Raw genomic sequence first — 24,111 nt, 5'->3', positions numbered from 1 at the left:
GGTAAGTCAGAATGTATTTTCAAAGTTAAGAAGCGTCTTTCCAATCACGTATATTGTTAGCCGTCAGGCTAACAATATTTTGGCGGGCTTCCGGCGTTATCCACGCGTTGTGAGGAGTAACGATTAAGTTCAGCGATTCGTTGAGAGCGTCCAGCAGTGGGTGCCCCTCTCTAGGCGGTTCAGCAGGTAGTACATCAACGCCCAGCCCACCAAGCTTTCCATTGCGCAGTGCTTCGAGCGCGGCGATTTCATCGATAACGCCGCCGCGGGCGCAGTTGACCAATAGCAGCGAGGGCTTAACGCGAGACAAGCGCTCTTGATTTATCAAATGTTTGGTGGCGTCGCTCAAAGGACAGTGCAAGCTGATAACATCGGCATCGGGAAGTAGCTCATCCAGGGCAGGGCGCTCATCATTCGCTTCATTGCCTGGGCGAGCAGCAAACGTCACTTGCATACCAAAGGCCTCTGCCAGACGCGCCACTTCTGTGCCGAGTTCGCCTTGACCCACCATTACTAAATGCTTGCCCGATAGCTGTAACGTAGGATAATCCTGCAAACAGAAGAAGGCGCTGCGCTGCCATTCACCTGCAGCGACATCACGCTGGTAGCGTGGAAGCCGATTGGCCAGCGCAAGCATCAACATCAAGGTGTGCTGGGACACGCTGGCGGTGCCGTAAGCAGCAACATTTTTAACCGCGATACCCTGCTCTTTGGCGGTATTTAGGTCGATATTGTTAAGGCCTGTCGCTAATACGCATATTAATCGCAGTTTAGGCAACTGCTGCAGGGTCTCAGCGTCCAGCACTACTTTGTTTACGATCGCAATATCGGCGTTAGTAAGGCGCTCAAGCGCCTGCTGAGTCGTACTTTGCTCAAACACCTCAAGGTGTGAGACCGACTCTTTAATGGCGCTTAAATTGATCTCAGGGCCTAGGCTTTGTGCGTCCAGTATCACCGCATGAGGCATTTTATTCTCTCCAATAGTTACCGAAGGCTGCATAACCTTGCTCGGCAGGGGTCACAAAAGGGTATAATGGCGGCGCTTTATCAACCGCAGCCTTGGAATTTATCCCGACTGGCCACATATTGGCAGCCTAGCAGCGTTTGTGTTCGCCACTATTCTTTTCTTTCAGTTCTGGATCTATCGGGACTGGGTCTTAAAAGAACGTAGTTTGTCAGGGTTGAGCTTTTTAGGAGCCATTAACATGCCCATCTATGAATATGAGTGCAAGGCCTGTGGCCATCGCCTGGAAAAATTGCAAAAAATTAGTGCCGATCCTCTCAAGGATTGCCCTGCATGCCAAAGCGATGGCTTGGAACGACTTGTCTCGGCAGCGGGCTTCCGCTTAGCCGGCGGTGGTTGGTATGAAACCGATTTCAAAACGGGTAGCAAAAAGAATCTGGTTGCTGACGGCAAAACTGCTTCTGCAGATACCGCTAAATCAAGCGATACCAGCGCTACCCCCAAGAGCGTTACTCCCAGCGACAAAGGCGCCGCGGCATAGCTGCGGCAGTCAGGATCGGGACGCCCGCGACACACTAATTGCCACGTAACAGAACAGGATTTGACATGCGCAGCCATTATTGCGGCCAGCTAAACGAAACTTTGGTGGATCAAACGGTTACGGTATGCGGATGGGTTCATCGCCGCCGCGACCACGGTGGGGTCATTTTCCTCGATATGCGCGATCGCGATGGCATCGCTCAATTCGTTGTCGACCCTGATACCGCCGAGGCGTTCGCCACTGCCGACCGTGCCCGTAGTGAGTATGTCCTGCGCATCACTGGACGCGTTCGGCTGCGCCCTGAAGGTACTCAAAACCCCAACATGCCAACAGGCATGATTGAAGTGCTGGCGAAGGACGTCGAAGTACTTAATACAGCGATTACGCCGCCTTTTCAGCTTGATGAGCATGGCAAAGTCGGTGAAGAGGTGCGTCTTAAGCACCGCTATATCGACCTGCGTCGCCCGGATATGATCGAGAAACTGCGCCTGCGTTCGCGTATTTCACACAACGTACGCGCGTACCTCGAAAACCAGGGCTTCCTGGATATCGAGACACCGGTACTCACTCGCGCCACCCCTGAAGGTGCGCGTGATTATCTCGTCCCGAGCCGTACCCACGCAGGCAGCTTCTTTGCCTTGCCGCAATCACCGCAGTTGTTTAAACAGCTGTTGATGGTGGCTGGCTTTGACCGCTATTACCAGATTGCCAAGTGCTTCCGCGATGAAGACCTACGCGCCGACCGTCAGCCTGAGTTTACGCAGATTGATATCGAGGCGTCGTTCGTGGAAGAGAGCGACATCATGGGCATTACTGAAACCATGATTCGTCAGCTGTACCAGGATGTGCTGAAAGCCGAATTACCAGAGTTTCCGCGCATGACCTGGCAGGAAGCGATGGATCGTTTTGGTTCTGACAAGCCGGATCTACGCATTCCGTTGGAATTGACCGATGTTGATGACCTTATGCAGCAGGTCGATTTCAAAGTCTTCTCTGGTCCCGCCAGCGCAGATGATGGCCGTGTTGCCGCGCTGAAAGTCCCCGGTGGTGCCAAGCTTTCGCGCAAAGAGATCGATGAATACACCAAGTTTGTCGGCATATACGGCGCCAAAGGCTTGGCGTGGATCAAAGTCAACGAGCGCGCGAAAGGGCTTGAGGGTCTGCAGTCGCCGATCGTCAAGTTCATGGAAAATATCGTTGCAGAGTTGCTTGATCGTGTGGGCGCAGAAGATGGCGACATCATCTTCTTCGGTGCCGATAAAACACGTATCGTCAACGAAGCCATTGGCGCGCTGCGCGTTAAGTTAGGGGCTGACCTGGAGCTCTACACGCAGGAGTGGGCGCCGCTATGGGTCGTCGACTTCCCAATGTTTGAAGCTGACGACAACGGTCGTCTTAGCCCGCTTCACCACCCCTTCACAGCACCCTCTTGCAGCCCAGAAGAGTTAAAGGCTGATCCAGCTAAGGCTCTGTCGCGCGCTTACGATATGGTGCTCAACGGTACAGAGCTGGGCGGTGGGTCTATTCGTATCCACGATCAGACCATGCAGAGCACCGTTTTCGAGATTCTGGGGATTGGTGAAGAAGAGGCTCAAGAGAAATTTGGCTTCTTGTTGGATGCGCTCCAGTACGGCGCACCGCCCCATGGTGGCTTAGCTTTCGGTTTGGATCGCCTGGTCATGTTGATGGTGGGGGCTAAAACCATTCGTGAAGTTATTGCCTTCCCGAAAACCCAAAGCGCTGCATGCTTAATGACCAATGCTCCGGGTGAAGTCAGTCCTGAGCAGTTAAAGGATTTGAATATCCGCCTCCGCCAGAAAGCCAAGCCAGAAACAGCCACTGAGTAAACTGGTTGTTTGAGTGCCTACCACCGACGCCCCGGCGTCGGTGTTTTTGTATATAGCCACCACGAGTTTCGATGACATGGATGAACAAAAGCCGGCCAGCACGATCCGTATCCTGGGCATCGATCCTGGATCGCGAATCACAGGTTATGGGGTAATCGATGTGGTCGGTGTGAAGCCCTGCTACGTGGCGAGTGGCTGTATCCGTACCGCGGAAGGGGCTCTAGAGCAGCGTTTGGCGCAGATTTATGCGGGTCTTAGCGAAGTGGTCGGTTTGCATTGCCCGGATCAAGTCGCCATCGAGCGGGTGTTTATGGCCAAAAATCCTGATTCCGCACTAAAGCTAGGTCAAGCACGAGGAGCGGCCCTGGTTTGCATGGCCAATCATGGGTTAAGCCTAGCCGAGTATGCCGCGCGTCAAATCAAGCAGTCAGTCACTGGCCAAGGAGGAGCGGATAAAGAGCAGGTGCAGCATATGGTGACCGCTATTCTGCAGCTTTCCGCCACACCTCAGGCCGATGCCGCGGATGCATTAGCCATTGCGCTAACGCATGCTTATAACGCTCATGCCTATAACAGTAGCGACTCGCCTGCGTCGCCAGCACGGGGTCGCCGCCGCTCCACGGGCCGCTGGCGACTTTAATTCCTTGCTGTGTTGGTGAACTACTGGTCACCTGTACAGAGTCGCTTTATAGTAAACGTTTGTTTTTCACTCTCTTGTTATTCACCCCAGTGTGAGCGATTTTATGATTGGACGTCTGAGTGGCCAGTTATTGGCAAAGCAACCTCCTTGGATAGTGATCGACGTACATGGCGTAGGCTATGAGCTGGAAACGTCAATGAATACCCTGGTGGCACTTCCCGCCGTCGGCGAAAATGCCTCTCTGTTCACCCACCTCACTATTCGTGACGACGCCCATCTGCTGTATGGTTTCGGCAGAGAGCATGAGCGCGCCTTATTTCGAGCCTTGATTAAGGTCAACGGTGTAGGGCCTAAGCTTGCTTTAGCGATTTTGTCGGGGATGGATGAAGACGCCTTTATGCGCTGCGTGCGTGACGATGACAGTAAAGCACTGACAACCCTGCCAGGTGTGGGTAAGAAAACCGCTGAGCGGCTGATTATTGAAATGCGCGATCGCTTCCCTGAGTGGGAAGACGGTAGCAATGCGTTACTGCCTCTTGAGGCCGCTAATGGTCGAGCATCTTCTCGCGATAGCCTTGCCGATGCAGAAGCGGCGTTAGTCAGCTTGGGCTATAAACTCACTGAAGCAGCCAAAATGCTTGCCGATATCGACCCCAATCAGTCAACCGAGTCGCTGATTAAGGCTGCCCTGACTCAACGTATGAGCGGCTAAGTGGATGGCTTTGACTGCGTTAGACGTGGGTAAAGATTGCATTTGAATCGTCATAAAGAAGAGCCTCTATGCTAGAACACGACCGGCTGATCGCCGCTGAACCTGAACAAGGAGAGGGGCGCATTGACTACGCTATTCGCCCTAAGCGGTTGGATGACTATATTGGCCAGCCGCGTGTGCGTGAACAGCTGGAAATTTTTATCGGCGCCGCAAGGCTGCGCGAAGAGAGCCTGGATCATACCCTGGTATTTGGCCCCCCTGGGCTAGGTAAAACGACGCTCGCGCATATTATTGCCACCGAAATGGGGGTCGGCATGAAGTCGACTTCCGGCCCGGTACTAGAGCGGGCGGGGGACCTCGCCGCCATGCTGACGAATCTAGAGCCTGGCGACGTACTTTTTATCGATGAGATTCACCGCCTGTCACCCGTCGTCGAAGAAGTGCTTTACCCCGCCATGGAAGATTTCCAGCTGGATATCATGATTGGCGAGGGCCCGGCCGCGCGCTCTATCAAGCTGGACTTGCCCCGTTTTACCCTGGTGGGCGCGACCACCCGAGCAGGGTTGCTGACCTCACCGCTGCGCGACCGCTTCGGTATTGTTCAGCGGCTTGAGTTTTATAACCTCGAAGAGCTGACCGAAATTGTGTCGCGATCGGCTCGCCTAATGGGCGTTAAGACCAGTCATGAAGGGGCAGTTGAGGTGGCCAAGCGCTCACGTGGAACGCCGCGAATTGCCAACCGGCTATTGCGTCGAGTGCGTGATTACGCCGAAATGAAAGGTGACGGCGTTGTCGATGTCGCCATGGCTGATGCCGCGCTTAATATGCTCAACGTTGATCATCATGGATTGGATCACATGGACCGCCGGTTATTGCTGGCAATGATCGAAAAATTCGATGGTGGCCCTGTGGGCATTGATTCACTTGCCGCTGCCATTAGTGAAGAGCGCGACACCATTGAAGATGTGATCGAGCCGTATCTTATTCAACAAGGCTTGATTATGCGCACGCCGCGTGGCCGTGTCGTTACCCGCCAAGCGTGGCTGCACTTTGAGCGAGTACCCCATGAACAGGCAACCGATATGGAAGGGGAGCGCCGTCCGTGAGCGCTAGTAAGCAAAAAGGATATCGCCTGCCGCTGCGCGTTTATATGGAAGATACTGACGCAGGCGGCATTGTCTACTACGTTAACTACTTGAAGTTTATGGAACGTGCACGGAGTGAATGGCTGCGCCATTTAGGCCTTAATCAGCAAACGCTGCTAGACGAAGGTACACAGCTAGTGGTATACCGCTTGGCCTGTCACTATGCGAAACCAGCTCGTCTGGATGACGCATTGGAAATCAGTGCCCATGTTACGGAGATTGGGCGTTGTCGCATGACATTTGACCAGCAAGTTTGGCGTAATGAGGAACTCCTCTGCTCTGCCACAGTCGAGATAGCCTGCTTGAGCGTCGAACGTATGCGACCTAAAGCATGGCCAGCATCACTTAATATTTTGATACGGGCCTCTTAACCAAGAGGTCACTCACTGCGTCGGCAATACCGACCCTAATAGATTGATGAGGGCACCTGTGAACGATAACACCATGTCCATTCCCCACTTAATAATGAATGCCAGCACCGTGGTGCAGCTGGTGATGTTGCTACTGTTGGTGGGGTCAATCCTCTCTTGGGTGGTGATTTTTCAGCGTAGTATTGCAATGCGTCGAGCCAAGCAAGAGTACAACCAGTTTGAGGAGTCTTTTTGGTCGGGTGTCGACTTAAATGAACTCTATCGTGAAATCCCCGCTGATGACCCACGCCATGGTGCCGAGCATATTTTTCAAGCAGGGTTTCGCGAATTTAACCGCTTAATGCCTAAAACCCGTGATGCGGATACTGTATTGGAAGGCGTACAACGCAGTATGCGCGTTGCTTGGTCGCGTGAAGAAGATCGTCTAACCCAACACTTGGTGTTTCTGGCGACGGTTGCTTCTGCCAGCCCTTATATCGGCCTTTTCGGTACCGTATGGGGCATCATGGGGTCATTCCAAGCGCTGTCACTGACCCAGCAGGCGACGCTCGCAACGGTTGCTCCCTGGATTGCTGAAGCATTGATAGCAACAGCCATGGGTCTGTTTGCGGCTATCCCGGCGGTCATTTTTTATAACCGCTTGTCCAATACATCTTCTCGCTTACTCGGTAAATATGAGGATTTTGCCGAGGAGTTCCACGCTATCCTGCACCGTAATTTACAAGGTCGTGATGGCAAGCCAAGCGCGAGTTAAGGGAGACAGCCATGCAAGGACCTTTCAATCGCAGTGGTAAAGGCAAGCCAATGGCGGAGATCAATGTGGTCCCTTTCATTGACGTCATGTTGGTACTGCTCGTTGTGTTTATGATTACGGCGCCCATGTTAACCCAGGGCGTACAAGTTGAATTGCCGCAAGTTACCTCTCAGCCTATAGAGACGCAGGAAGATAATGACCCCATTGTCATTTCGGTTGATAGCGAGGGTGCATATTTCATCACGTTGGGAGAAGACTCTAACTCTGTCTCTTTGGATGAGATGGCCGCGCGGGTAACCACGATCTTAGAGCGAAGTCCCGGCACGCCAGTAATGGTGCGTGGTGACCGCAATGTGGCCTATGGACAAATTGTTGTCTTGATGAGCACGTTACAAGGTGCTGGTGTGGCTAACGTGGGGCTGCTTTCTGAGCCGCCGCAAGATGGGTAAGGGCCGCGCGCGCATGACAGTAAATTCACCGCGTGATCCTCAAGATGTCGACTATAAGTGGCCGACTGTTCTGGCGATAGCTGTGCACATTTCGATTGTCGTGTTTAGCTTAATCAGTTTGCCGACCCGCAACGCGGAGCCCGATAGCTCTTCGATTGTTCAGGCAACGCTGGTGAGTACGAAAACGTTTACCGATCAGGCACAGCAGGCAACGGAACAACAGGCGGCGATGAATGCACCGGCTGAAGCGCCTACTGAGCCCGATGCACCAGAAGAGCCGTCGGCCAGTGAACAGCAAGCCGCCGCCGAACAGCAAGCGGCCGAAGAAGCTGCCCGACAGGCAGCCGAAGAGGAGGCGCAAGCATTAGAAGCCGCGCGAGAGGCAGCTGAAGCAGAGGCCGAACGCCGGGCTCAAGAAGTGGAAGAGCAGGCTGAGCAACAAGCCGCTGAAGCTGCCGAACGCAAGGCCGAGGCGGAAGCCGCTGCTGAGCGTCAACGTGAAGTCGAAGAGGCGCGGCGTCAGCAAGAGGCTGCCGAGCAGCAACGCCAGGAAGAGGCCGAAGCCGAACGTGCGCGTGAAGCGGCAGAGCAGCAGCGCCGTGAAGAGGAAGAGGCCGAACGTGAACGTGAAGCAGCAGAGCAGCAGCGCCAGGAAGAAGCAGAAGCCGAACGTCAGCGTGAAGCAGAAGAAGAGCAGCTTCGTGAAGAGGAGGCGGCTCAGCGAGCGCGAGAGGCGGAAACTCAGCGTCAACGTGAAGTAGAAGAGCAGCAGCGGCGCGAAGCCGAAGCAGAGCGCCAACGCCAGGCTGCAGAAGCCGCAGAGGAGGCCATGCAGCGACAGCTGGCGGGTGAAGCAGAAGCCGCGGCCAATGCTCAGCAGGCCGAGCAGGCAGCCAATAGCTTTATCAATATTGTCCGTCGCGCTGTTGAGCAGGCGTGGTTGATTCCTGCCGGTGCAAGTGATTCGATGAGTGCTACCCTACAAGTGAGGCTAGGACCGTCTGGAGAAGTATTGGCAACATCGATCGTGACATCCAGCGGCGATAGTGCTTTTGACCGGTCTGTGATGCAGGCCGTGGAACATGCTGCACCGTTTGGTGAATTGCGAGATTTACCAGCCGATCAGCAGCGTAATTTACGTCAGTTTAATCTGCGATTTACCCCGGGGGATGTTCGCTGATGCAAAGCTTGAGCAAAGTGTGGTTGTTCTGTGTGCTGCTGCTAGTCAGCAGTGTAGCGAGTGCCAATTTAACCATTGAAATCACGCGAGGCAGCGATCAAGCACTGCCTATTGGCGTAGTACCGTTCGCAGGTTCAGACGGGATGCCCGAAGATGTTGCGCAGATTGTCCAGGATGATCTTGAGCGTAGTGGCTATTTTGATCCGCTAGAGCGTAGCGCGATGTTTGAACAGCCCAATCAATCTGACGATGTTCAATTCGATACTTGGCGTTCATTAGACGTACGCTACTTAGTCGTAGGTAGGGCAGAACAGACCAGCGGCGGTTTTGAAATACAGTTTGAGCTGATGGATATTAGCGGCCAGCGGCGGATGATTGGCGAAACCGTAACGGTGAGAGGTAATGACCTACGCGGTGCCGCTCACTATATTAGTGACCAAATCTTTGAAGCGATTACTGATATTCGTGGTGCGTTTTCAACTAAAATTGCCTATGTCACCGCACAAGGTGTTGGAGACAACATGCAGTTCGGCCTGTACGTTGCCGACGCCGATGGACGTCGCAGTGAGCAGGTATTGACCTCTGACGAACCTATTATGTCGCCCGCATGGTCACCGGATGGCACCAAGCTTGCTTATGTCTCGTTTGAAACTGAGCGCCCAGCTATCTATATTCAGGATGTAGCAACCGGCCAGCGGATAAAAGCAACGTCATTTGATGGTATCAATGGCGCGCCAGCGTGGTCACCAGATGGTCGCCGTATCGCGATGTCTCTCTCCAAAGACGGCCAGCCAGAAATTTATATTATGGATGTGGCTAACCGCTCCGTAGAGCGTATTACCAACAATAACAGCATTGACACTGAGCCCGCTTGGGCACCTGATGGTCGTAGTTTGCTATTTACCTCTGATCGCAGCGGTGGTCCCCAGCTTTACCAGTACTCGATGGGCGGTGGAGAAGCCGAACGCTTGACGTATACAGGTAATTACAATGCCCGTGGACGCTTCTCACCAGACGGGGAACAGATATTCTTGATCCACCGCTCTAGCCGCGGTTACCAAGTGGCAAGACAAGATTTAAGCGGCGATCGCTTAGTAATCTTAAGTGAATCAACAAGAGATGAATCTCCTAGTGTTGCGCCGAACGGGACCATGGTAATCTTCGCTACCCAACAGGGTAACAGTGGGGTGCTAAGTGCTGTTTCTGCCGATGGTCGCTCATCTTTTAGGCTGCCATCAGCACAGGGCGATGTACGTGACCCAGCTTGGTCACCCTTCTTAAATTGATCGACACAACTGATTTACATCGAAATTTTTAGTTTTCAGGCAAGGAGTCTGATTATGCAACTTAAACCGTTGGCTCGCTCATTAGCAGCAGCGCTATCTATCGTGGTAATCGCTGGCTGTTCCAGCACCGGCGGAACCCAGGACGGTGACTCGTACGGTAGCCAGGATGGCAGTACTACCGGTTCCAGCACCTCTGGTACAGGTACGGGAAGTCAATATGGTTCTTCCTCAGGCTCTGGTTCTAGCTCGGGCCAGCAGGCTGATTCGCGTATTCCAGAAGTACGCACCATCTATTTCGATTACGACCGAGATACGATCAAGAGCGAGTATGAGTCTGTCGTAATGTCGCATGCACGCTACTTGCGTGCCAACCCGAGTGCTCAGATGGTTCTACATGGGCATACGGATGAGCGCGGAACTCGTGAATACAACATGGCGTTGGGTGAGCGTCGTGCTAATGCTGTAGAGCGGTTCCTGAACATTCAGGGTGTCTCTCCTTCACAAATGAGCGTTGTTAGCTATGGTGAAGAGCGTCCGGCCGTTAATGGTCAGGACGAGAGCGCCTACTCGCAGAACCGTCGTGTTGTATTTAACTATTGAGCATTTAATTACTGAGCATTTAACGATTGAATGCTTAACCACTGATGAATTCGGCGTGCGGCTTATCGCACGCCGTTTACGTCTACGGAGTCATTATGAATCACAGTCTCAAGCGTTACGTTGAGAGGCTGTGCGGTGCGGGAGCCTTAGCGCTCCCGCTGTCCGTATTGCCTTTAATGGCCGTCGCTCAACAGCCGCTCGTCCAAGATCTTTCCAACTCTGACGCTTCCAGCAACAGCTTCTATCAGCAGACGCAGCGTCAGGAAGCCTCCAGCGGTAATCTGGTGTTATTTAACCAGGTACAGGAGCATCAGCAGGAAATCCAACAACTGCGCGGTCAGATTGAAGAGTTGCGCCACCAGTTGGAGCAGCTGCGTCGTCAATCACAGCAGCAGTATCTCGATATTGAAGACCGGCTGATGAGCAGTGGGCCAACGCAGATTGAGCAATCAACCCCAGCGGTTGAACCTGAAGCGGCCGAGGAAGTGGTTAACGCGCCCTCTACTCGCAATGTGAGTGAAGAGGTGCAAGCCGATTACCAAGCGGCCTTTGCGCATGTTCAAGCACGCCGTTTTGAGGAAGCTATCGCGGCGTTTGAAGCCTTTGTCAATGATCATCCTGATTCCAGTTTAACGGCCAATGGCCACTATTGGCTGGGTGAGTTATATTCGGCTGAAGGCAAGTTGGACGCTGCTGACCAAGCGTTTAGCCGCGTTATTGACGAGTATAGCGGTAGCAGCAAAGTACCTGATGCGATCTATAAGTTAGGTTTAGTGAAAGCGCGTCAAGGCGAAGCGGAGCGTAGCCGTGAGTTACTTGAGCGAGTGCGTGACGATTACCCGCAAAGCAGTGCCGCGGGCCTTGCCAGTGATTTTTTACGCCAATCAGCAAGTTAAATTTTGCTCTTTATCGCTTCTAAGAATAGTTTCAAGGAATCAGCATGAGCTGCAAGATCGACTATCAACCAGCGCCCAACCTATTGGAAAATCGCATCGTGTTGGTAACCGGCGCAGGAGACGGGATTGGCCGCGCGGCAGCATTAAGCTATGCGCAGCATGGGGCCACCGTGATTCTATTGGGGCGCACCATTGCCAAATTAGAGCGTGTTTACGACGAAATAGAAGCGGCAGGCGGGCCTCAGCCTGCGATTTTTCCACTCAATTTTGAAGGCGCCACGCTCAAAGATTTTCATGATATGGCCGAAACGCTGGACAAAGAGTTTGGTCGCTTAGATGGTCTGCTACATAACGCGGGTTTGCTAGGCCGGATCACGCCATTTGAGCAATACAATCCTGAACTTTGGCAACAAGTGATGCAGGTTAATATCAATGGCCCTATCTGGATGACTCAAGCACTGTTACCCCTGCTGCAACAGTCTGAAGATGCCTCCATTATCTTCACGTCATCCAGAGTTGGGCGGAAAGGGCGTGCTTACTGGGGGGCTTATTCCGTCTCTAAATTTGCCACTGAAGGCTTTGTCGACGTATTGGCTGATGAGCTGAGTAATCAGTCACATATTCGGGTGAATTCACTTAACCCAGGCGCCACACGCACCCAAATGCGACGTACGGCGTTTCCCGGCGAAGATCCCTTCACACTGCGTACGCCGGAAGAGATTATGCCGACCTACCTGTGGCTAATGGGGCCAGACAGCGCAGGCACCAGCGGGCAAAAGCTAGATGCCCAACCTCCCCGTACATAACCGTTTGTTTTGAAAAACGCGTCGATGCCCGCCCGCCATCATGCTTGTCTAGAGCTTGAACTCGCCTAGGGCATCGACCAGCGCCGCACACTCTTCAAACCAAATATCAGCGGGCCACTGTTGGTAGTCATCCTCTTCGCTGATATAGCCATAGCCAACCGCGACAGCGGTCATACCGGCGGCGGCGGCGGCCTCCATATCACGCACATGGTCACCGATGTACCAGCAATGTTTAGGGTCAACGCCAAGGCGGCGGGCAGCTTCCCAAAGCGGTTCAGGTGCTGGCTTTTTAACGCTGAGATCATCCGCACATAGCAGTGCGCCAGGCTGCAGCAGCAGAGCTTCTAGTAGCGGCAAGGTATAGCGGCGCGGTTTGTTGGTGACAATCCCCCAAGGCCGCTGATCGCCGTGCCACTCTTGTAGCCACACATCAAGCGGCGAGAAAACCCGGCTGTGTACCGCTACGGCTTGCTCATAAGCATCAAGCAGAAACTGGCGTGCTTGATTGTGTCCATCAGCAGAGGCCTCTAAGCCCAGCGCTAGCGTAACCAGCGCACTGCCGCCATTAGAGACTTGGCGGCGAATTACCTCAAAGGGTAGCGGCGCTAACCCATGGTGAGCACGCAGTGCATTGGTCGCTTCTGCCAAATCGGGGGCCGTATCTACCAACGTTCCGTCCAGGTCGAAAAGTATTGCTTGAGGTGCTTGCATCGGCATTTAATCGCTCACCTTACGGCAGTACATCATGTAATTGACTGATACATCATGGCTGACTAAGCGATAGTGACGCGTAAGCGGATTGTACGTCAGCCCTGTCTGTTCACGTACTTCTAAGCCACTGGCACGCGACCAAGCCGCCATTTCAGAAGGGCGAATAAATTTTGCGTAATTGTGTGTCCCCCTAGGCAGCAGTCTAAGTACGTACTCGGCGCCTAAAATGGCGAACGCATATGACTTGGGAGTGCGATTAAGCGTGGAGAAAAATACATACCCCCCCGGGCGAACAAGAGTGCTGCAGGCACGAATGACGGAGGCAGGGTCGGGTACGTGTTCTAGCATCTCCATACAGGTGACAACATCATAAAACCCCGGCTTTTGAACGGCCATGGTTTCCACGCTGATATGCTGATAATCAATCTGAACGCCACGCTCTTCTGCGTGTAGTCGAGCTACCGCCAAAGGCGCTTCACCAAGGTCGATACCGGTAACTGTAGCACCGCGGTTGGCCATGGATTCGCTTAAAATACCGCCGCCGCAGCCTACATCAAGCACCTTTTTACCCGCTAAACCCGCACGTGCATCAATAAAATCAAGACGAAGAGGGTTGATATCGTGAAGCGGTTTAAATTCGCCCTGAGTATCCCACCAGCGGCTAGCAAGTGCTTCAAATTTGGCAACTTCCGCTGCATCGACATTGCCTTGAGTATGATCAGCAGTGCTATCCTGTGGTGTCGCTTGCATATTGTGGCTCCCGTTGTCATAAAGCATTGAGCGATAAACGTTGGCGACTAATGACTGGTAATTGCCTATTCGCACTCGTTATCGCCATTGGCGAGGTGGTATCCACTCACGCCTTCAGTATTATGGACATTCTAACCACTCCTGTGTCGGAACGCATGAAAAGGACCTCTCTATGATTCGTAAAGCTGTACTTCCTGTTGCTGGGTTTGGTACCCGCTGCTTGCCAGCGTCAAAAGCAATTCCCAAGGAGATGATTACGATTGTCGATAGGCCAGTCATTCAGTACGTTGTCGAAGAGGCGATTGCTGCTGGCATTCGCGAAATTGTATTGGTCACCAGCAGCAATAAAAGCGCTATCGAAAATCACTTCGATACCCATGCTGAACTGGAATCTAGCCTCGAAAAAAAGGGCAAGCATGAATTATTGAAGGTGTTACGTGATTTGGTTCCTGATGACGTCAATATCATCAGCATTCGACAGGGCGTTCCGTTAGGGCTTGGACACGCCGTGCTTTGTGCTCGTCCGATCATTGGCGACGACGAACCGTTTGCAGTCCTGCTGCCCGATGTGTTGGTAGATAACAGCGCCAATGCTGCAACCGATTTGGCCGGCATGTTGGCGGCGTTTGATCAACATAAAACAGCGCAGCTGATGGTAGAAGAGGTGGCGTGGGAGCAGGTAGAGAAATATGGCATTGTGGCACCCGCCGGTGATGTGCCCGCGGCAAATGAGTCAGCAGATTTAGCTGGCATGGTGGAAAAACCTAAGCGAGATGCTGCCCCTTCAAATCTAGCGGTAATAGGTCGATATGCGTTACCAGGCAGCATTTTCTCAATACTGGAAAAAACAGCGCCCGGTGCCGGTGGCGAAATTCAGCTGACCGATGCGCTGGAGACGCTGCGCGGACAGTCCGGTGTTCAGGCATATCGCATGCAAGGTATCACCTACGATTGTGGCCATCCATTGGGTTATCTTGAAGCCACGCTCGCCTATGCGCGCCGTCACCCAGAGTTTGGAGAAGCTTTTCAAACCTTGCTATCACGTTACCACCAGGGAGCGTAATGTATGCGGGTGTTACTTTACGGTAGCGAATTAAGTGCAGCGACGGCAGCCGCTGCGTTGGCTTGGGTGGGACATCAGGTTCAGTGGTTGCCCCATGCGGATGCGCCTTGGTCAGCACTGTCACAGGTTGATTGGTTACGCAGCGAACCTCATTTAATGACCCATCTTGAGCAGGGCTTGGCAGAGGGTACGCTGCAGGTCATTGAGCAACTTAAAGATGCTGCTACTCCAGAAGTGATTTGGCTGGGCTTGTCACCTAGTCAACGCTCAGAGGCGAGAGCACTACTTGAGAACCCGTTATTAGCGGATCAGCAAGGCATCGTGCTGATCAATAACTCAACGTTTCCGGTAGGCGAGACCGAACGCCTGCATACGTTAATGGGGGCTCAGCACTCCAGTGTGGCACTGCCCGATACGTTAGAAGAAGGTCGTGCATGGGACTCTTTCACACGCCCAACCCGGCGCTTGCTAGGCTGCGATGATGCGACAGGAGAGCAAGTTACCAGAGAGCTATTACGCGCCTTTAATCGGCGTAGCGAAGTGTTTCAGTGTATGCCTCGCCGCGCTGCGGAGTTAACTAAGCTGGCCATTAACGGCATGTTAGCCACGCGTATCAGTTATATGAATGAAATCGCCGGTTTGGCTGATACTCTAGGCGTGGACGTCGAACATGTCCGCCAGGGGATGGGGGCCGATTCGCGTATCGGGTTTGAGTACCTGTACCCTGGGTGCGGTTTTGGAGGCCCTAACTTTTCCCGCGATTTGATTCGCTTGGCCGATGTGCAACTGCAGAGTGGCCGGTATTCAGCGCTGCTTGAGCAGGTAATGGATATTAACGAACAGAAAAAAGAGACGCTGTTCCGCAAGCTGTGGTCCCATTTTTCCGGCGAAATGGCCGGAAAAACCGTGGCGATTTGGGGAGCTGCGTTCAAGCCCGGCACTGCACGCATTGACCACGCGCCCGTATTAACACTGCTTGAAGCACTTTGGGCGCAGGGAGTTAAGGTTCAGCTACACGACCCTGCCGCCGTACCAGCTCTCCATGCTCTGGTAGGCGAGCGCGAAGATTTACGCACCTTTACTCATGACCCCTACCAAGCCTGTGAAGGCGCCGATGTACTGATGTTGGTAACGGAATGGAAAACCTATTGGAACCCAGACTGGCATCGGCTGGGCTCGTTATTAAACGCTAAGCTCGTATTAGATGGACGCAATATTTACGATCCTGAATTTGTTGCCAGCTGTGGATTAATGTATCGCGGGATAGGCCGTCGTGCTGACCCGAAGACTCTCTGAGGAACTGTTATGCCAGACGCCACTGCATCCTCTCGTATCGTACCCGATGTGGATCAAAGCTTGACGGCGCAGCATTTGCGCCACCGAAAGGGGCCTACTTTGTGGCCGCTATGGCTATTCTTGTTATTAATCATTGCCCTATTGGGTGCGGCGGCGGCTGGACTTTGGTACGAACGTGAACGACTGTTAAATGAGTTACATCGGGTAAGCGGCGAAGTGTCCAATGTTCATGCTCGCTTGGATTCGGATGACACCGATGTACAAGATGCGATAACCTTTGTACAAGCTCAGATGTCGACGCTTTTTCAAGAGCAAGAGCAGCTGACCATTGCGCTGACCGATACTCGCGAAGAGTTGTACAGTCTGCTAACAATGAATGAGGACATGGCCTCTAGTGATTCGATCAATTCGTTGCTGCAGCAGCTGAACCAGCTTAATGAGCAAGCAGAGTTGCGCGACAGTCAACTGTTGGCGATGCGGGAATCATTGAATGCCCTGGAACAGGCTGGAACCTCAGGACGGCAAAACTTGATTGAGGAAGTGTCCCACCTTGAGCAACTGACCGAACAACGCCTGTCCGTACTGGATAGTCAGATCAGTAACATTAGTAGTGATTGGGACGAGCAGTTATCAGCGCAAAGAAATGCCATTGAGTCGCGCTTTGATGAGCTGGAGGCTTCTGTTGCTGAGGTTGAAGTGTCACCGGATCAAGATGCTCTGGCGGCATTAGAGCAGGAATGGTCGCAACGATTGAATTCGCTAGAGAGTGATGTTCGACAAGTCCGTCAGGCACAGCTTGCCTTTAGTGCCCAGTTAGAAATGCTACGTTAAAAGGTAGTCAGGATAGTTGTATCGCGTTGATGCGTTCTAGTGCCGAAGAATATTCTATAAGCCTTTGAAATGACTAGATAATGAAGCCGCTGATTTAGGTTAGGATAAAAATGTATGGGAAGACAACGGCGATGGACTTCAGCCACCGGTCGCACAGTGTTGGTAGTGCTACCACTATTTTATGCATCACATGGGGTATGGGCGTTAGAGGCGAGCATCACGGGTGTTTCCGATGAAGTCGAAAGTAATATTCAAGCCTATCTACAGAACGTAGAGGCTGAGCAATACACCGAAGCGCGTTTAGAAGGTGAGGTTCGTCAACGTACTGAAGAAGCCATGCGTGTGTATGGGTATTATGAGCCTGATATTACTTTTGAGCACACCGACAATGAGCTTGTATCGCTTGAGATTGAGCCAGGGCCTCAAATTGAAATTGAAATTTTATCAATTAATGTCGAAGGCGATGCCAGTAACGACCCACCGTTTCAACAAGCAGTAGAAGACTTCCCGCTAGAAGAGGGTGACGCACTGCGGCATGCCCCGTGGGAGCGGCTGCGTGGTCAATTTTCTGGTTTGGCTATCGAGCGCGGTTACTTTGACTGGGGCTTTACGGATCGGCGTATGGAAGTCCGTCCGTATTTACAAAGTGCGCGCCTCTATATGGATTTTGACAGCGGCCCCCGCTACCAGTTTGGACAGACTTCAATAACGGGTAGCCACATAGAGATCGACCGATTACTCCGTATACAGCCGTTTGAAAGAGGCGATCCCTATCTAGCGCAAACACTAGCTGACTATAACCAATCACTTGCAGAAACCGGCTGGTTTAGCTCAGTGTCAGTGCGGCCGAGACTTGAAACAGCGCAAGAGCTGGTGGTTTCTCCGCCTGGTGGTGGAGACGCCTGGTGGAGCGAGGCGACTGCTTCCCAGCCAGAGCGCCCACGAGTCACCGGCGCAGCTTTAACCAGTGCACTAAGCATTAATAAGCCCAGTGATACGCAGTTACCTATTGATGTCAGTGTGGAGCCTGCTGATCGCCACCAGTTTGAAGTCGGCATTGGCTACGCTACCGATGTGGGGCCCCGTCTGCGTTTTGGTTGGGAACAACCATGGATCAATCGTTATGGTCATAGTCTTGACCACGACCTCTATTTATCCTCCCCGGAGCAGCGGTTTACCGGGGTATATAACGTTCCGCTAGAAGACCCGCTGCGCGATAGCTACCAGCTGCAATACGGTATCCGTAATATTGACGATAGTGATACCCAATCATTAGAAGGCACCGTTGAAGTGGCTCGTCGCTGGGAGTTTGATAACGATTGGGTTCAAACTCTGTACTTCCGTACTACTTATGAAGACTTCGAACAGGGGGGCGAAGCCGATCAAGTATGGCTGTTTTATCCTGGTATTCAGTGGTCGCGAACCCGGACACGCCCTCAGCGCTTTCCATTATGGGGCGACCGTCAGCAGCTCTCTTTAGAGTACTCGGATAAGGTTTGGGGGTCAGATGCACAGTTCACACGCGTTACGGCCGATACGGAATGGATTCGCACTATCGGCAATGATAACCGCTTCTTGGCGCGGGTTAGCTTAGGCGCCATCGAAACCAATGACTTTGCCAAAATCCCACCTTCGTTACGCTTTTTTGCCGGTGGCGACCGCAGTGTGCGCGGCTACTCCTATGAAAGCCTTTCGCCACGCAATGAAGAAGGGCGGCTCCGGGGCGGCCAACAATTGCTGACCTCAACCCTTGAGTATCAACGGCGTGTCACTGGGGGTTGGTGGGCAGCCACCTTCGTGGACAATGGCGATGCGTTTGACAACTGGGGACCTAACGATTTGAAAACAGGCGCCGGCGCCGGGGTGCGCTGGGTTTCACCGGTCGGACCAATTCGCTTTGATATCGCACATCCTTTTGACCACGAAGACGCTTGGCGTTTGCACTTTTCCATTGGACCGGAATTCTAGGAGAGAGATTTGTCTCAGGTTGAAACAGCGACGTCTGATAAGCGCCAGCGACTATCACCCAAATACCGTACCTGGCTTCTATTATGGAGCCTTTTGCGCCTGATTATCGTATTGCCAATTTGGCTGTTTGGGATTACGGCGCTGCTTGTTGGGGTAGCGTTATCGCCTTGGGGCACTGGTGTATTGCTCTCGCAGGGGGAGCAGCGAGACTTATTCACCTATGCAGGCCATGAAGGTGGGCTGCTTGATCATTTTCTGATCGATGATTTCCAACTGCAGCTGGGTGAAACCCGTATCACCGTGGATGAATTTGAGCTTGCGTGGGCGGATGACTGCGTCATGTCGGGCCGGTTATGCATCGACACGCTCCGCGTGGTAGGCGCTAATGTTCGTTTAGGCGCATCGGGCGAACAGGAGCCGCCGCCAGAAGAGGAGGGGTCGCCACTCGCTATTCGTTTTCCCTTCCCGATCGAGCTACGTTCGCTACAGCTTGACGATGTCAGCCTACGCCTTGCCGACGGCACCGAGGTCGCATGGCGCTCGTTAAGCTCAGCGGCTGTTGCTGAAGGCAATCAAGTGCGACTTGAGCCGACCCACTTGGAGCAACCTCGCCTTTATTTGCCGCCATCAGAAGGCGTGTTACTAACGCAAGCCACTGAAACACCACTTTCTGCTGAGGCTATCGATGCCGCTATATTGCTCCGCGAACCGCAAGACGAGGCCGTACTGGCAGTAGAGTCTCTAGAAGAGCAGTTAGAAACACGAGAACGGTTGGAATTACCTGACATTACCTTGCCGGTGGATATTCAAATACCCGAATTTACGCTTAACGATTTTCGCCTGGAAGGCGCCACTGAGTATCAAGTTGAACGCCTTCAGCTTGAACTGATGACCGAGGGCGACCGCGTTGAGTTAACCGAGCTTGCTGTCGTTACGCCAGACGTCGAGGCTGAATTAACCGCAAAGGCGACTTTAAGCGACAGTTACCCACTTGAAGCTCGTTTGAACGTAGAACTTTTTTTAGCTGAGAGGTTTCCTGAGCTGGATGGCGAGACCTTGACGTTAACGCTGTCTGGCCCACTCGATGCCCTTGAAGCCCAGCTGGAGGCATCCGGCGCGGTAAACGCGTCGTTAAATGGCCAAGTAGACGCGCTGGCCCCCACGCTGCCATTTCAAGTGCAGTTACAAAGTGACCGGGTCCAGTGGCCGCTCGCCGTTGAAGGAACGGCGCAAGCCGACGGCGATGGGGTCACCAACCCTTATGTGGTCGATGAGCTGGATCTACAGGTGACCGGAAACCTGAGTGAGTATAGCGCTCAGCTCGCGATGGCCGTTGAAGGCCCCAGCGTGCCGCGTACCCAGATTAACGTCAGCGGTGAGGGCGACCTTGAACACTTTAGCTGGCAGCCGCTTAACCTGGCCGTAGGCGAAAGCTCCCTGCGCAGTGAAGGCACCGTTAGCTGGTTAGCTCCCTTGCAGGTGAATGCGAGTATCCGTTTGGATCAGTTCGACCCCTCTCACTTCGTGGAGCAGTTAGACGGCAGTCTGAATGGCGATATTGAGTTTTCCTTGTTCCAGCAAGAGAGCCCGCAAGGTGCCGTGTGGGCTGTCAGCGTACCCAACGTGTCGATTGATGGTGTCCTGCGCGACTACCCCCTAACACTGCAGGCAGCTCTGGACGCCAACAGCAGTATGGAGCTGGATATTAAACAGCTGCTGTTTACCCAGGGGGATAATCGGTTGGAAGCGGCAGGCCAAATCAGCGAACAGGCGATGTCATTAAATGCCGACATTGCGCTACGCCAGCTGCAAACCCTCTCGCCGGATCTGGCGGGCAACATTGTGGGAACGCTGGCAGCTAGCGGTAGTTTTGATCAGCCGCAATTGCTGGCTGATTTACAAGGCGATGACGTGCGTTTCGGCGAAAATCGCATTGCACAGCTCACGCTAAATGCCGATGTGCAGGGAATCGATGATCCTGCCCTTGATGTGCAACTGGCACTGCAAAACGTCAATGGCGGTGGCCAAGCGCTGTCTACCATGAACGTAAATTTAGCCGGGCGTTTCTCAGAGCATCGTCTTGAGCTTAATGCCCAGGGTACGGACAACAACGTATTAAGTCGCGCGCAACTCGCCCTTAGTCGCGCGCAACTCGCCCTTGATGGGCGTTTTGATCAGCCGAATCAATTGTATCAGGCTCGGATAACGCCACTGGAAATCGTTTCCGAAGCGGGCGATATTCGCCTTGAAGCACCCTTGGATCTTCGTTACAACTTGGCGAGCGGTCAGGCGAACCTTTCACCCTTCTGCCTACGCCGTGAGCAGGGCGGTCTGGTTTGTTCTGAAGAGGAAATAAATGCTTCTGCTCAACAGGGCAGCGCCGTGCTTTCATTACGTGAAGTGCCTATGGAAATGCTGGAGCCTTTTTTACCCGAAGAGTGGCAGTTAGAAGGCGACACAACGGCGGATCTTAACGTTAATTGGCGTCAGGGCGGTGCACAGTGGCAGGCAAATCTTCAGGTGCTAAGTGAACTCGCAGTCACTGCCATCAATGATTATGGTCAGCCCGTGCAACTGCCAGAAATCAATTTAGACGCCCAGATTGAGGCTAACCAAGCACAAGCGGATGCCAATGTAACGCTGTCCCTTGCCGAGGCAGGCGATCTAAACCTGGATTTATCGATCAATGACCCACTAGGGGCAGGCGAGCTAGATGGGGAGCTGCGTGCAAACGATGTTTCACTGCAACCTTATCGCCCTATGCTCGTCGGGATGGAGCAATTGGAAGGGGATCTGACAGGTAGTGTGCAAATTTCGGGCACTACCGCTCAGCCCGGTTTACAGGGCCAGCTTGGGTTACGTGGTATTCGTGTTAATGGTCCTGATATTCCCGTTGACGTACAAGATGGTGAGTTGCTGGTCTCCTTTGACGGTGAGCAGGGCGATATTGACGGTTATCTGGCGGCCGAACGCGGGCGTTTGGAAATCACCGGTGATGCTTACTGGCCAAGCGGTGACGATTGGCGCATTGGCGTCGATCTAAATGCTGTTCAAGAGCCTATTCTGATCGTATTGCCACAGTTTGGTCGTCTAGAAGCTGCGCCTGATATTCGAGTTCGTGTGACCCCAGAGACATTACAAGTAAGGGGAGATATCAACTTGCCCTGGGCAAGACTTGAAATTGGCGATATGCCGTCGTCGGCCGTTACGCCTAGCGGTGATGAAGTGATTATCACCGAGCGCGACGATCGGCAGGCAGAAATTGAGGCACGGCGTGCTGCCGCCAATGGTGATGAGCCTAGCGCTGCAGATGAACTTGCCGCTACCGGCATGGCCCTTGATGTGCTAGTAACGCTAACGCTGGGCAGTGATATGCAGATATCGGCCTACGGCTTAGAGTCCGGATTGGGAGGCTCGTTAGAAATTCGTCAGGGTGGCGGTGCATTACAGCTATTTGGCGATGTCAATTTAGTTGATGGGCGCTTCCAGGCGTTCGGTCAAGACTTGGTCATTCGCCGCGGTGAACTACTGTTTAGCGGCCCCCCCGGGCTACCTACCCTCGACTTTGAGGCCATCCGTCATCCCGATGTCACTGAAGATGACGTTACTGCTGGCCTGCGTGTCACCGGTAGTGCCGAAGCCCCCAATGTACAGATCTTTTCTGAACCAGCGATGAATGAAGCACGTGCACTTTCATATCTACTACGGGGCCGCGCTCCGGATGCCTCTGGCGGTGGGGTGGATAGCGCACTGACCACGGCGTTGATTGGTATGTCGTTAGGACGCACCGGTGGCGCAGTGGGCTCGATTGGCGAGGCTTTCGGCATTGACGACTTAACACTGGATACCACCGGCGCAGGCGATGACAGCCAAGTCGCCGTCAGTGGCCAACTGACCGACGACCTTAGGATTAGTTACGGCGTGGGAATTTTCTCGCCGATTGCAGAACTAACACTACGCTATACGCTGTGGCGTAATCTTTATCTTCAGGCCGTATCGGGTACCAATCAGGCGGTGGACTTGATCTACACCTTTACCCGTTCCGGTGACCCAAAAATCTTACAGCAGCAATGAGTGAGGGCGATATGTCGCTATTTTCTTCTTCAAGTACCAGTCGTGTACTGCCTGGCCGTGATACCCCTATAGAGACCAGCGATGTTCACTCCATCAGCGGGCATTCATTGCGCCCTCCGTTTCCAGAGGGCCATGAAGAGATTGTGCTGGGGATGGGCTGCTTCTGGGGCGTTGAACGTCTGTTTTGGCAATTGCCCGGCGTCTATGTGACCGCGGCAGGTTATGCCGGCGGTGAAACGCCCAACCCCACCTATGATGAGACCTGCACAGGGCGTACCGGTCACACCGAGGTGGTGAGAGTGGTCTACGATCCTAAGCAGGTCGATCTGGAATCGCTGCTACAGGTGTTCTGGGAACAGCACGATCCTACCCAGGGAAATCGCCAGGGCAACGATATTGGATCGCAGTATCGTTCGGCTATTTTCACCACCAACGAGGCTCAGCAAGCAGCCGCTGAACAAAGCGCGTCCGCATTTCAGCAGGCGCTTGACAAGGCAGGCAAAGGGCAAATCACTACCGAAATAAAACCGCTTGAAGCGTTTTATTATGCAGAGGCTTACCATCAGCAGTATCTCGATAAAAACCCCAATGGCTACTGCGGCTTAAAAGGCACCGGTGTGACGTGTCCGATAGGCTAAAAGCGAGTTTTAACCAAGCCAACCAGCGCATTATAAAGGAAGCCATTATGCAGCAGCGTTATCACCGAAAGCGGGCTTTCAAGCGTAGCGCGATAGGCAGCACTTTGGCGCTGCTGCTGTGTGCGCCGTTATCCTGGGCGAGCGAGGAGGCCACTAGTGAGCTTTCGATGCCTCAAACCGTTGGCGACACTCAGTTCGCCAGCGAGCGTGACGCAGTGATGTGGCGCCAGCAAGAGCTCAAAGATATTGAAAGCCTGGTTCGTCAGCTGCGTTTTGACTTAATTAACAATCAAGATGTAGAGGCTGCCGCCCCGCGCTTAGCGGAACTCCAAGAGCGTGCGACTGCCCAGCAGCTACTGCCTGCTTTTATTGCGGGTACGCATGGCGGTGGTTCTGAGGCGCGCGCCTCTATTTGGGAAGAGTGGAATGAGTTTGCCGCTGGCTTTACTGACCTTGAGGATAAAATCACTCAGTTGGTTGAGGTTGCCGAACAGGGGGATACCCGTAACACGGCGCGAGCACTTTCAGAGGTAGGTGCTAGCTGCAAGAGCTGCCATCGCGCCTACCGCTACGACTAGCGTCTCAGTAG

Annotated in this window: 23 protein-coding genes; 20 read left to right on the top strand and 3 right to left on the bottom strand. The window is 53.3% G+C overall.

Annotated elements, in window-relative coordinates; translation table 11 throughout:
• Window positions 1-25: 25 nt before the first annotated feature.
• Window positions 26-967 (bottom strand): D-2-hydroxyacid dehydrogenase, encoded by a 942-nt coding sequence (locus tag KO116_RS11245; RefSeq protein ID WP_035558268.1) that lies wholly within the window; start codon window positions 965-967, stop codon window positions 26-28.
• Between the two features lie 238 nt (window positions 968-1,205).
• Between KO116_RS11245 and KO116_RS11240 the strand changes: the two genes are divergently transcribed.
• From KO116_RS11240 to KO116_RS11180, 13 genes are all read left to right on the top strand, one after another.
• The gene (locus KO116_RS11240) at window positions 1,206-1,505 is read left to right on the top strand and encodes an FmdB family zinc ribbon protein (protein WP_035558265.1); all 300 of its coding nucleotides are present in this window, start codon (window positions 1,206-1,208) and stop codon (window positions 1,503-1,505) included.
• 65 nt (window positions 1,506-1,570) lie between these two features.
• On the top strand, window positions 1,571-3,352 hold the full coding sequence (gene aspS, locus KO116_RS11235; protein ID WP_035558262.1) for an aspartate--tRNA ligase: 1,782 nt from the start codon (window positions 1,571-1,573) through the stop codon (window positions 3,350-3,352).
• 76 nt (window positions 3,353-3,428) lie between these two features.
• A complete protein-coding gene (gene ruvC / locus KO116_RS11230; RefSeq protein ID WP_035558259.1) occupies window positions 3,429-3,992 on the top strand; it encodes a crossover junction endodeoxyribonuclease RuvC in 564 nt (187 codons plus the stop codon).
• A 103-nt stretch (window positions 3,993-4,095) separates the two neighbouring features.
• The gene (ruvA, locus tag KO116_RS11225; protein ID WP_035558255.1) at window positions 4,096-4,704 is read left to right on the top strand and encodes a Holliday junction branch migration protein RuvA; all 609 of its coding nucleotides are present in this window, start codon (window positions 4,096-4,098) and stop codon (window positions 4,702-4,704) included.
• Window positions 4,705-4,772: 68 nt separating this feature from the next.
• A complete protein-coding gene (gene ruvB, locus KO116_RS11220) occupies window positions 4,773-5,810 on the top strand; it encodes a Holliday junction branch migration DNA helicase RuvB (RefSeq protein WP_035558252.1) in 1,038 nt (345 codons plus the stop codon).
• A 44-nt stretch (window positions 5,811-5,854) separates the two neighbouring features.
• Window positions 5,855-6,220, top strand: a complete 366-nt coding sequence (gene ybgC, locus KO116_RS11215; protein ID WP_045812260.1) for a tol-pal system-associated acyl-CoA thioesterase — start codon at window positions 5,855-5,857, stop codon at window positions 6,218-6,220.
• 58 nt (window positions 6,221-6,278) lie between these two features.
• Complete coding sequence (tolQ, locus tag KO116_RS11210; RefSeq protein ID WP_008957981.1) at window positions 6,279-6,974, top strand: protein TolQ; 696 nt, start codon at window positions 6,279-6,281, stop codon at window positions 6,972-6,974.
• Window positions 6,975-6,985: 11 nt separating this feature from the next.
• Entirely contained in the window at window positions 6,986-7,423 is a 438-nt protein-coding gene (gene tolR, locus KO116_RS11205; RefSeq protein WP_035558246.1) for a protein TolR, read from the top strand.
• A 13-nt stretch (window positions 7,424-7,436) separates the two neighbouring features.
• Window positions 7,437-8,603, top strand: a complete 1,167-nt coding sequence (gene tolA / locus KO116_RS11200; protein WP_035558740.1) for a cell envelope integrity protein TolA — start codon at window positions 7,437-7,439, stop codon at window positions 8,601-8,603.
• Window positions 8,603-9,889 carry a Tol-Pal system beta propeller repeat protein TolB gene (gene tolB / locus KO116_RS11195; protein ID WP_035558243.1) on the top strand — a complete coding sequence of 429 codons (1,287 nt, stop codon included), beginning with the start codon at window positions 8,603-8,605 and terminating at the stop codon, window positions 9,887-9,889. The genes tolA and tolB overlap by 1 nt, the downstream gene beginning before the upstream one ends.
• 54 nt (window positions 9,890-9,943) lie before the next feature.
• Complete coding sequence (pal, locus tag KO116_RS11190) at window positions 9,944-10,489, top strand: peptidoglycan-associated lipoprotein Pal (protein ID WP_035558240.1); 546 nt, start codon at window positions 9,944-9,946, stop codon at window positions 10,487-10,489.
• A gap of 95 nt (window positions 10,490-10,584) precedes the next feature.
• Complete coding sequence (ybgF, locus tag KO116_RS11185; protein ID WP_035558237.1) at window positions 10,585-11,385, top strand: tol-pal system protein YbgF; 801 nt, start codon at window positions 10,585-10,587, stop codon at window positions 11,383-11,385.
• Between the two features lie 44 nt (window positions 11,386-11,429).
• Window positions 11,430-12,191: a YciK family oxidoreductase gene (locus KO116_RS11180; RefSeq protein WP_035558234.1), complete on the top strand. Its 762-nt coding sequence runs from the start codon at window positions 11,430-11,432 to the stop codon at window positions 12,189-12,191.
• Between the two features lie 48 nt (window positions 12,192-12,239).
• Here KO116_RS11180 and KO116_RS11175 read toward each other — a convergent pair whose 3' ends face one another.
• Both KO116_RS11175 and ubiG read right to left on the bottom strand, forming a co-directional pair.
• A complete protein-coding gene (locus KO116_RS11175; RefSeq protein ID WP_035558232.1) occupies window positions 12,240-12,908 on the bottom strand; it encodes an HAD-IA family hydrolase in 669 nt (222 codons plus the stop codon).
• Complete coding sequence (gene ubiG, locus KO116_RS11170; protein WP_035558228.1) at window positions 12,909-13,652, bottom strand: bifunctional 2-polyprenyl-6-hydroxyphenol methylase/3-demethylubiquinol 3-O-methyltransferase UbiG; 744 nt, start codon at window positions 13,650-13,652, stop codon at window positions 12,909-12,911. It abuts the gene before it with no gap.
• Between the two features lie 172 nt (window positions 13,653-13,824).
• Between ubiG and galU the strand changes: the two genes are divergently transcribed.
• From galU to KO116_RS11135, 7 genes are all read left to right on the top strand, one after another.
• Window positions 13,825-14,715, top strand: coding sequence for a UTP--glucose-1-phosphate uridylyltransferase GalU (gene galU / locus KO116_RS11165; RefSeq protein ID WP_035558225.1), 891 nt, complete (start codon window positions 13,825-13,827; stop codon window positions 14,713-14,715).
• A 3-nt stretch (window positions 14,716-14,718) separates the two neighbouring features.
• On the top strand, window positions 14,719-16,011 hold the full coding sequence (locus KO116_RS11160) for a nucleotide sugar dehydrogenase (protein WP_035558222.1): 1,293 nt from the start codon (window positions 14,719-14,721) through the stop codon (window positions 16,009-16,011).
• 9 nt (window positions 16,012-16,020) lie between these two features.
• On the top strand, window positions 16,021-16,842 hold the full coding sequence (locus KO116_RS11155) for a hypothetical protein (RefSeq protein WP_035558219.1): 822 nt from the start codon (window positions 16,021-16,023) through the stop codon (window positions 16,840-16,842).
• A 114-nt stretch (window positions 16,843-16,956) separates the two neighbouring features.
• The gene (gene tamA / locus KO116_RS11150; RefSeq protein WP_035558216.1) at window positions 16,957-18,810 is read left to right on the top strand and encodes an autotransporter assembly complex protein TamA; all 1,854 of its coding nucleotides are present in this window, start codon (window positions 16,957-16,959) and stop codon (window positions 18,808-18,810) included.
• A 9-nt stretch (window positions 18,811-18,819) separates the two neighbouring features.
• Window positions 18,820-22,884 carry an autotransporter assembly complex protein TamB gene (gene tamB, locus KO116_RS11145; protein ID WP_052703758.1) on the top strand — a complete coding sequence of 1,355 codons (4,065 nt, stop codon included), beginning with the start codon at window positions 18,820-18,822 and terminating at the stop codon, window positions 22,882-22,884.
• A gap of 11 nt (window positions 22,885-22,895) precedes the next feature.
• On the top strand, window positions 22,896-23,522 hold the full coding sequence (gene msrA / locus KO116_RS11140; protein WP_035558213.1) for a peptide-methionine (S)-S-oxide reductase MsrA: 627 nt from the start codon (window positions 22,896-22,898) through the stop codon (window positions 23,520-23,522).
• 47 nt (window positions 23,523-23,569) lie between these two features.
• Window positions 23,570-24,100: a c-type cytochrome gene (locus KO116_RS11135; protein WP_035558211.1), complete on the top strand. Its 531-nt coding sequence runs from the start codon at window positions 23,570-23,572 to the stop codon at window positions 24,098-24,100.
• Window positions 24,101-24,111: the final 11 nt, after the last annotated feature.

The sequence above is a fragment of the Halomonas sp. KO116 genome (assembly GCF_000734975.2).
Lineage (GTDB): Bacteria > Pseudomonadota > Gammaproteobacteria > Pseudomonadales > Halomonadaceae > Vreelandella > Vreelandella glaciei.
The sequence above is the reverse complement of the archived record's forward strand: the minus strand, read 5'-3'. Positions and strand labels throughout refer to the sequence as shown.

Bases quoted from the DNA above. Each gene is read 5' to 3' on its own strand.
- ubiG (WP_035558228.1), bottom strand. From the start codon at position 13,652: ATGCAAGCGACACCACAGGATAGCACTGCTGATCATACTCAAGGCAAT.
- pal (WP_035558240.1), top strand. From the start codon at position 9,944: ATGCAACTTAAACCGTTGGCTCGCTCATTAGCAGCAGCGCTATCTATC.
- tolB (WP_035558243.1), top strand. From the start codon at position 8,603: ATGCAAAGCTTGAGCAAAGTGTGGTTGTTCTGTGTGCTGCTGCTAGTC.
- KO116_RS11160 (WP_035558222.1), top strand. From the start codon at position 14,719: ATGCGGGTGTTACTTTACGGTAGCGAATTAAGTGCAGCGACGGCAGCC.
- ruvC (WP_035558259.1), top strand. From the start codon at position 3,429: ATGGATGAACAAAAGCCGGCCAGCACGATCCGTATCCTGGGCATCGAT.
- tamA (WP_035558216.1), top strand. From the start codon at position 16,957: ATGGGAAGACAACGGCGATGGACTTCAGCCACCGGTCGCACAGTGTTG.
- tolR (WP_035558246.1), top strand. From the start codon at position 6,986: ATGCAAGGACCTTTCAATCGCAGTGGTAAAGGCAAGCCAATGGCGGAG.
- KO116_RS11240 (WP_035558265.1), top strand. From the start codon at position 1,206: ATGCCCATCTATGAATATGAGTGCAAGGCCTGTGGCCATCGCCTGGAA.
- galU (WP_035558225.1), top strand. From the start codon at position 13,825: ATGATTCGTAAAGCTGTACTTCCTGTTGCTGGGTTTGGTACCCGCTGC.
- KO116_RS11155 (WP_035558219.1), top strand. From the start codon at position 16,021: ATGCCAGACGCCACTGCATCCTCTCGTATCGTACCCGATGTGGATCAA.
- ybgF (WP_035558237.1), top strand. From the start codon at position 10,585: ATGAATCACAGTCTCAAGCGTTACGTTGAGAGGCTGTGCGGTGCGGGA.
- aspS (WP_035558262.1), top strand. From the start codon at position 1,571: ATGCGCAGCCATTATTGCGGCCAGCTAAACGAAACTTTGGTGGATCAA.
- KO116_RS11245 (WP_035558268.1), bottom strand. From the start codon at position 967: ATGCCTCATGCGGTGATACTGGACGCACAAAGCCTAGGCCCTGAGATC.
- KO116_RS11180 (WP_035558234.1), top strand. From the start codon at position 11,430: ATGAGCTGCAAGATCGACTATCAACCAGCGCCCAACCTATTGGAAAAT.
- ruvB (WP_035558252.1), top strand. From the start codon at position 4,773: ATGCTAGAACACGACCGGCTGATCGCCGCTGAACCTGAACAAGGAGAG.
- tolA (WP_035558740.1), top strand. From the start codon at position 7,437: ATGACAGTAAATTCACCGCGTGATCCTCAAGATGTCGACTATAAGTGG.
- ruvA (WP_035558255.1), top strand. From the start codon at position 4,096: ATGATTGGACGTCTGAGTGGCCAGTTATTGGCAAAGCAACCTCCTTGG.
- KO116_RS11135 (WP_035558211.1), top strand. From the start codon at position 23,570: ATGCAGCAGCGTTATCACCGAAAGCGGGCTTTCAAGCGTAGCGCGATA.
- msrA (WP_035558213.1), top strand. From the start codon at position 22,896: ATGTCGCTATTTTCTTCTTCAAGTACCAGTCGTGTACTGCCTGGCCGT.
- ybgC (WP_045812260.1), top strand. From the start codon at position 5,855: ATGGAAGATACTGACGCAGGCGGCATTGTCTACTACGTTAACTACTTG.
- KO116_RS11175 (WP_035558232.1), bottom strand. From the start codon at position 12,908: ATGCCGATGCAAGCACCTCAAGCAATACTTTTCGACCTGGACGGAACG.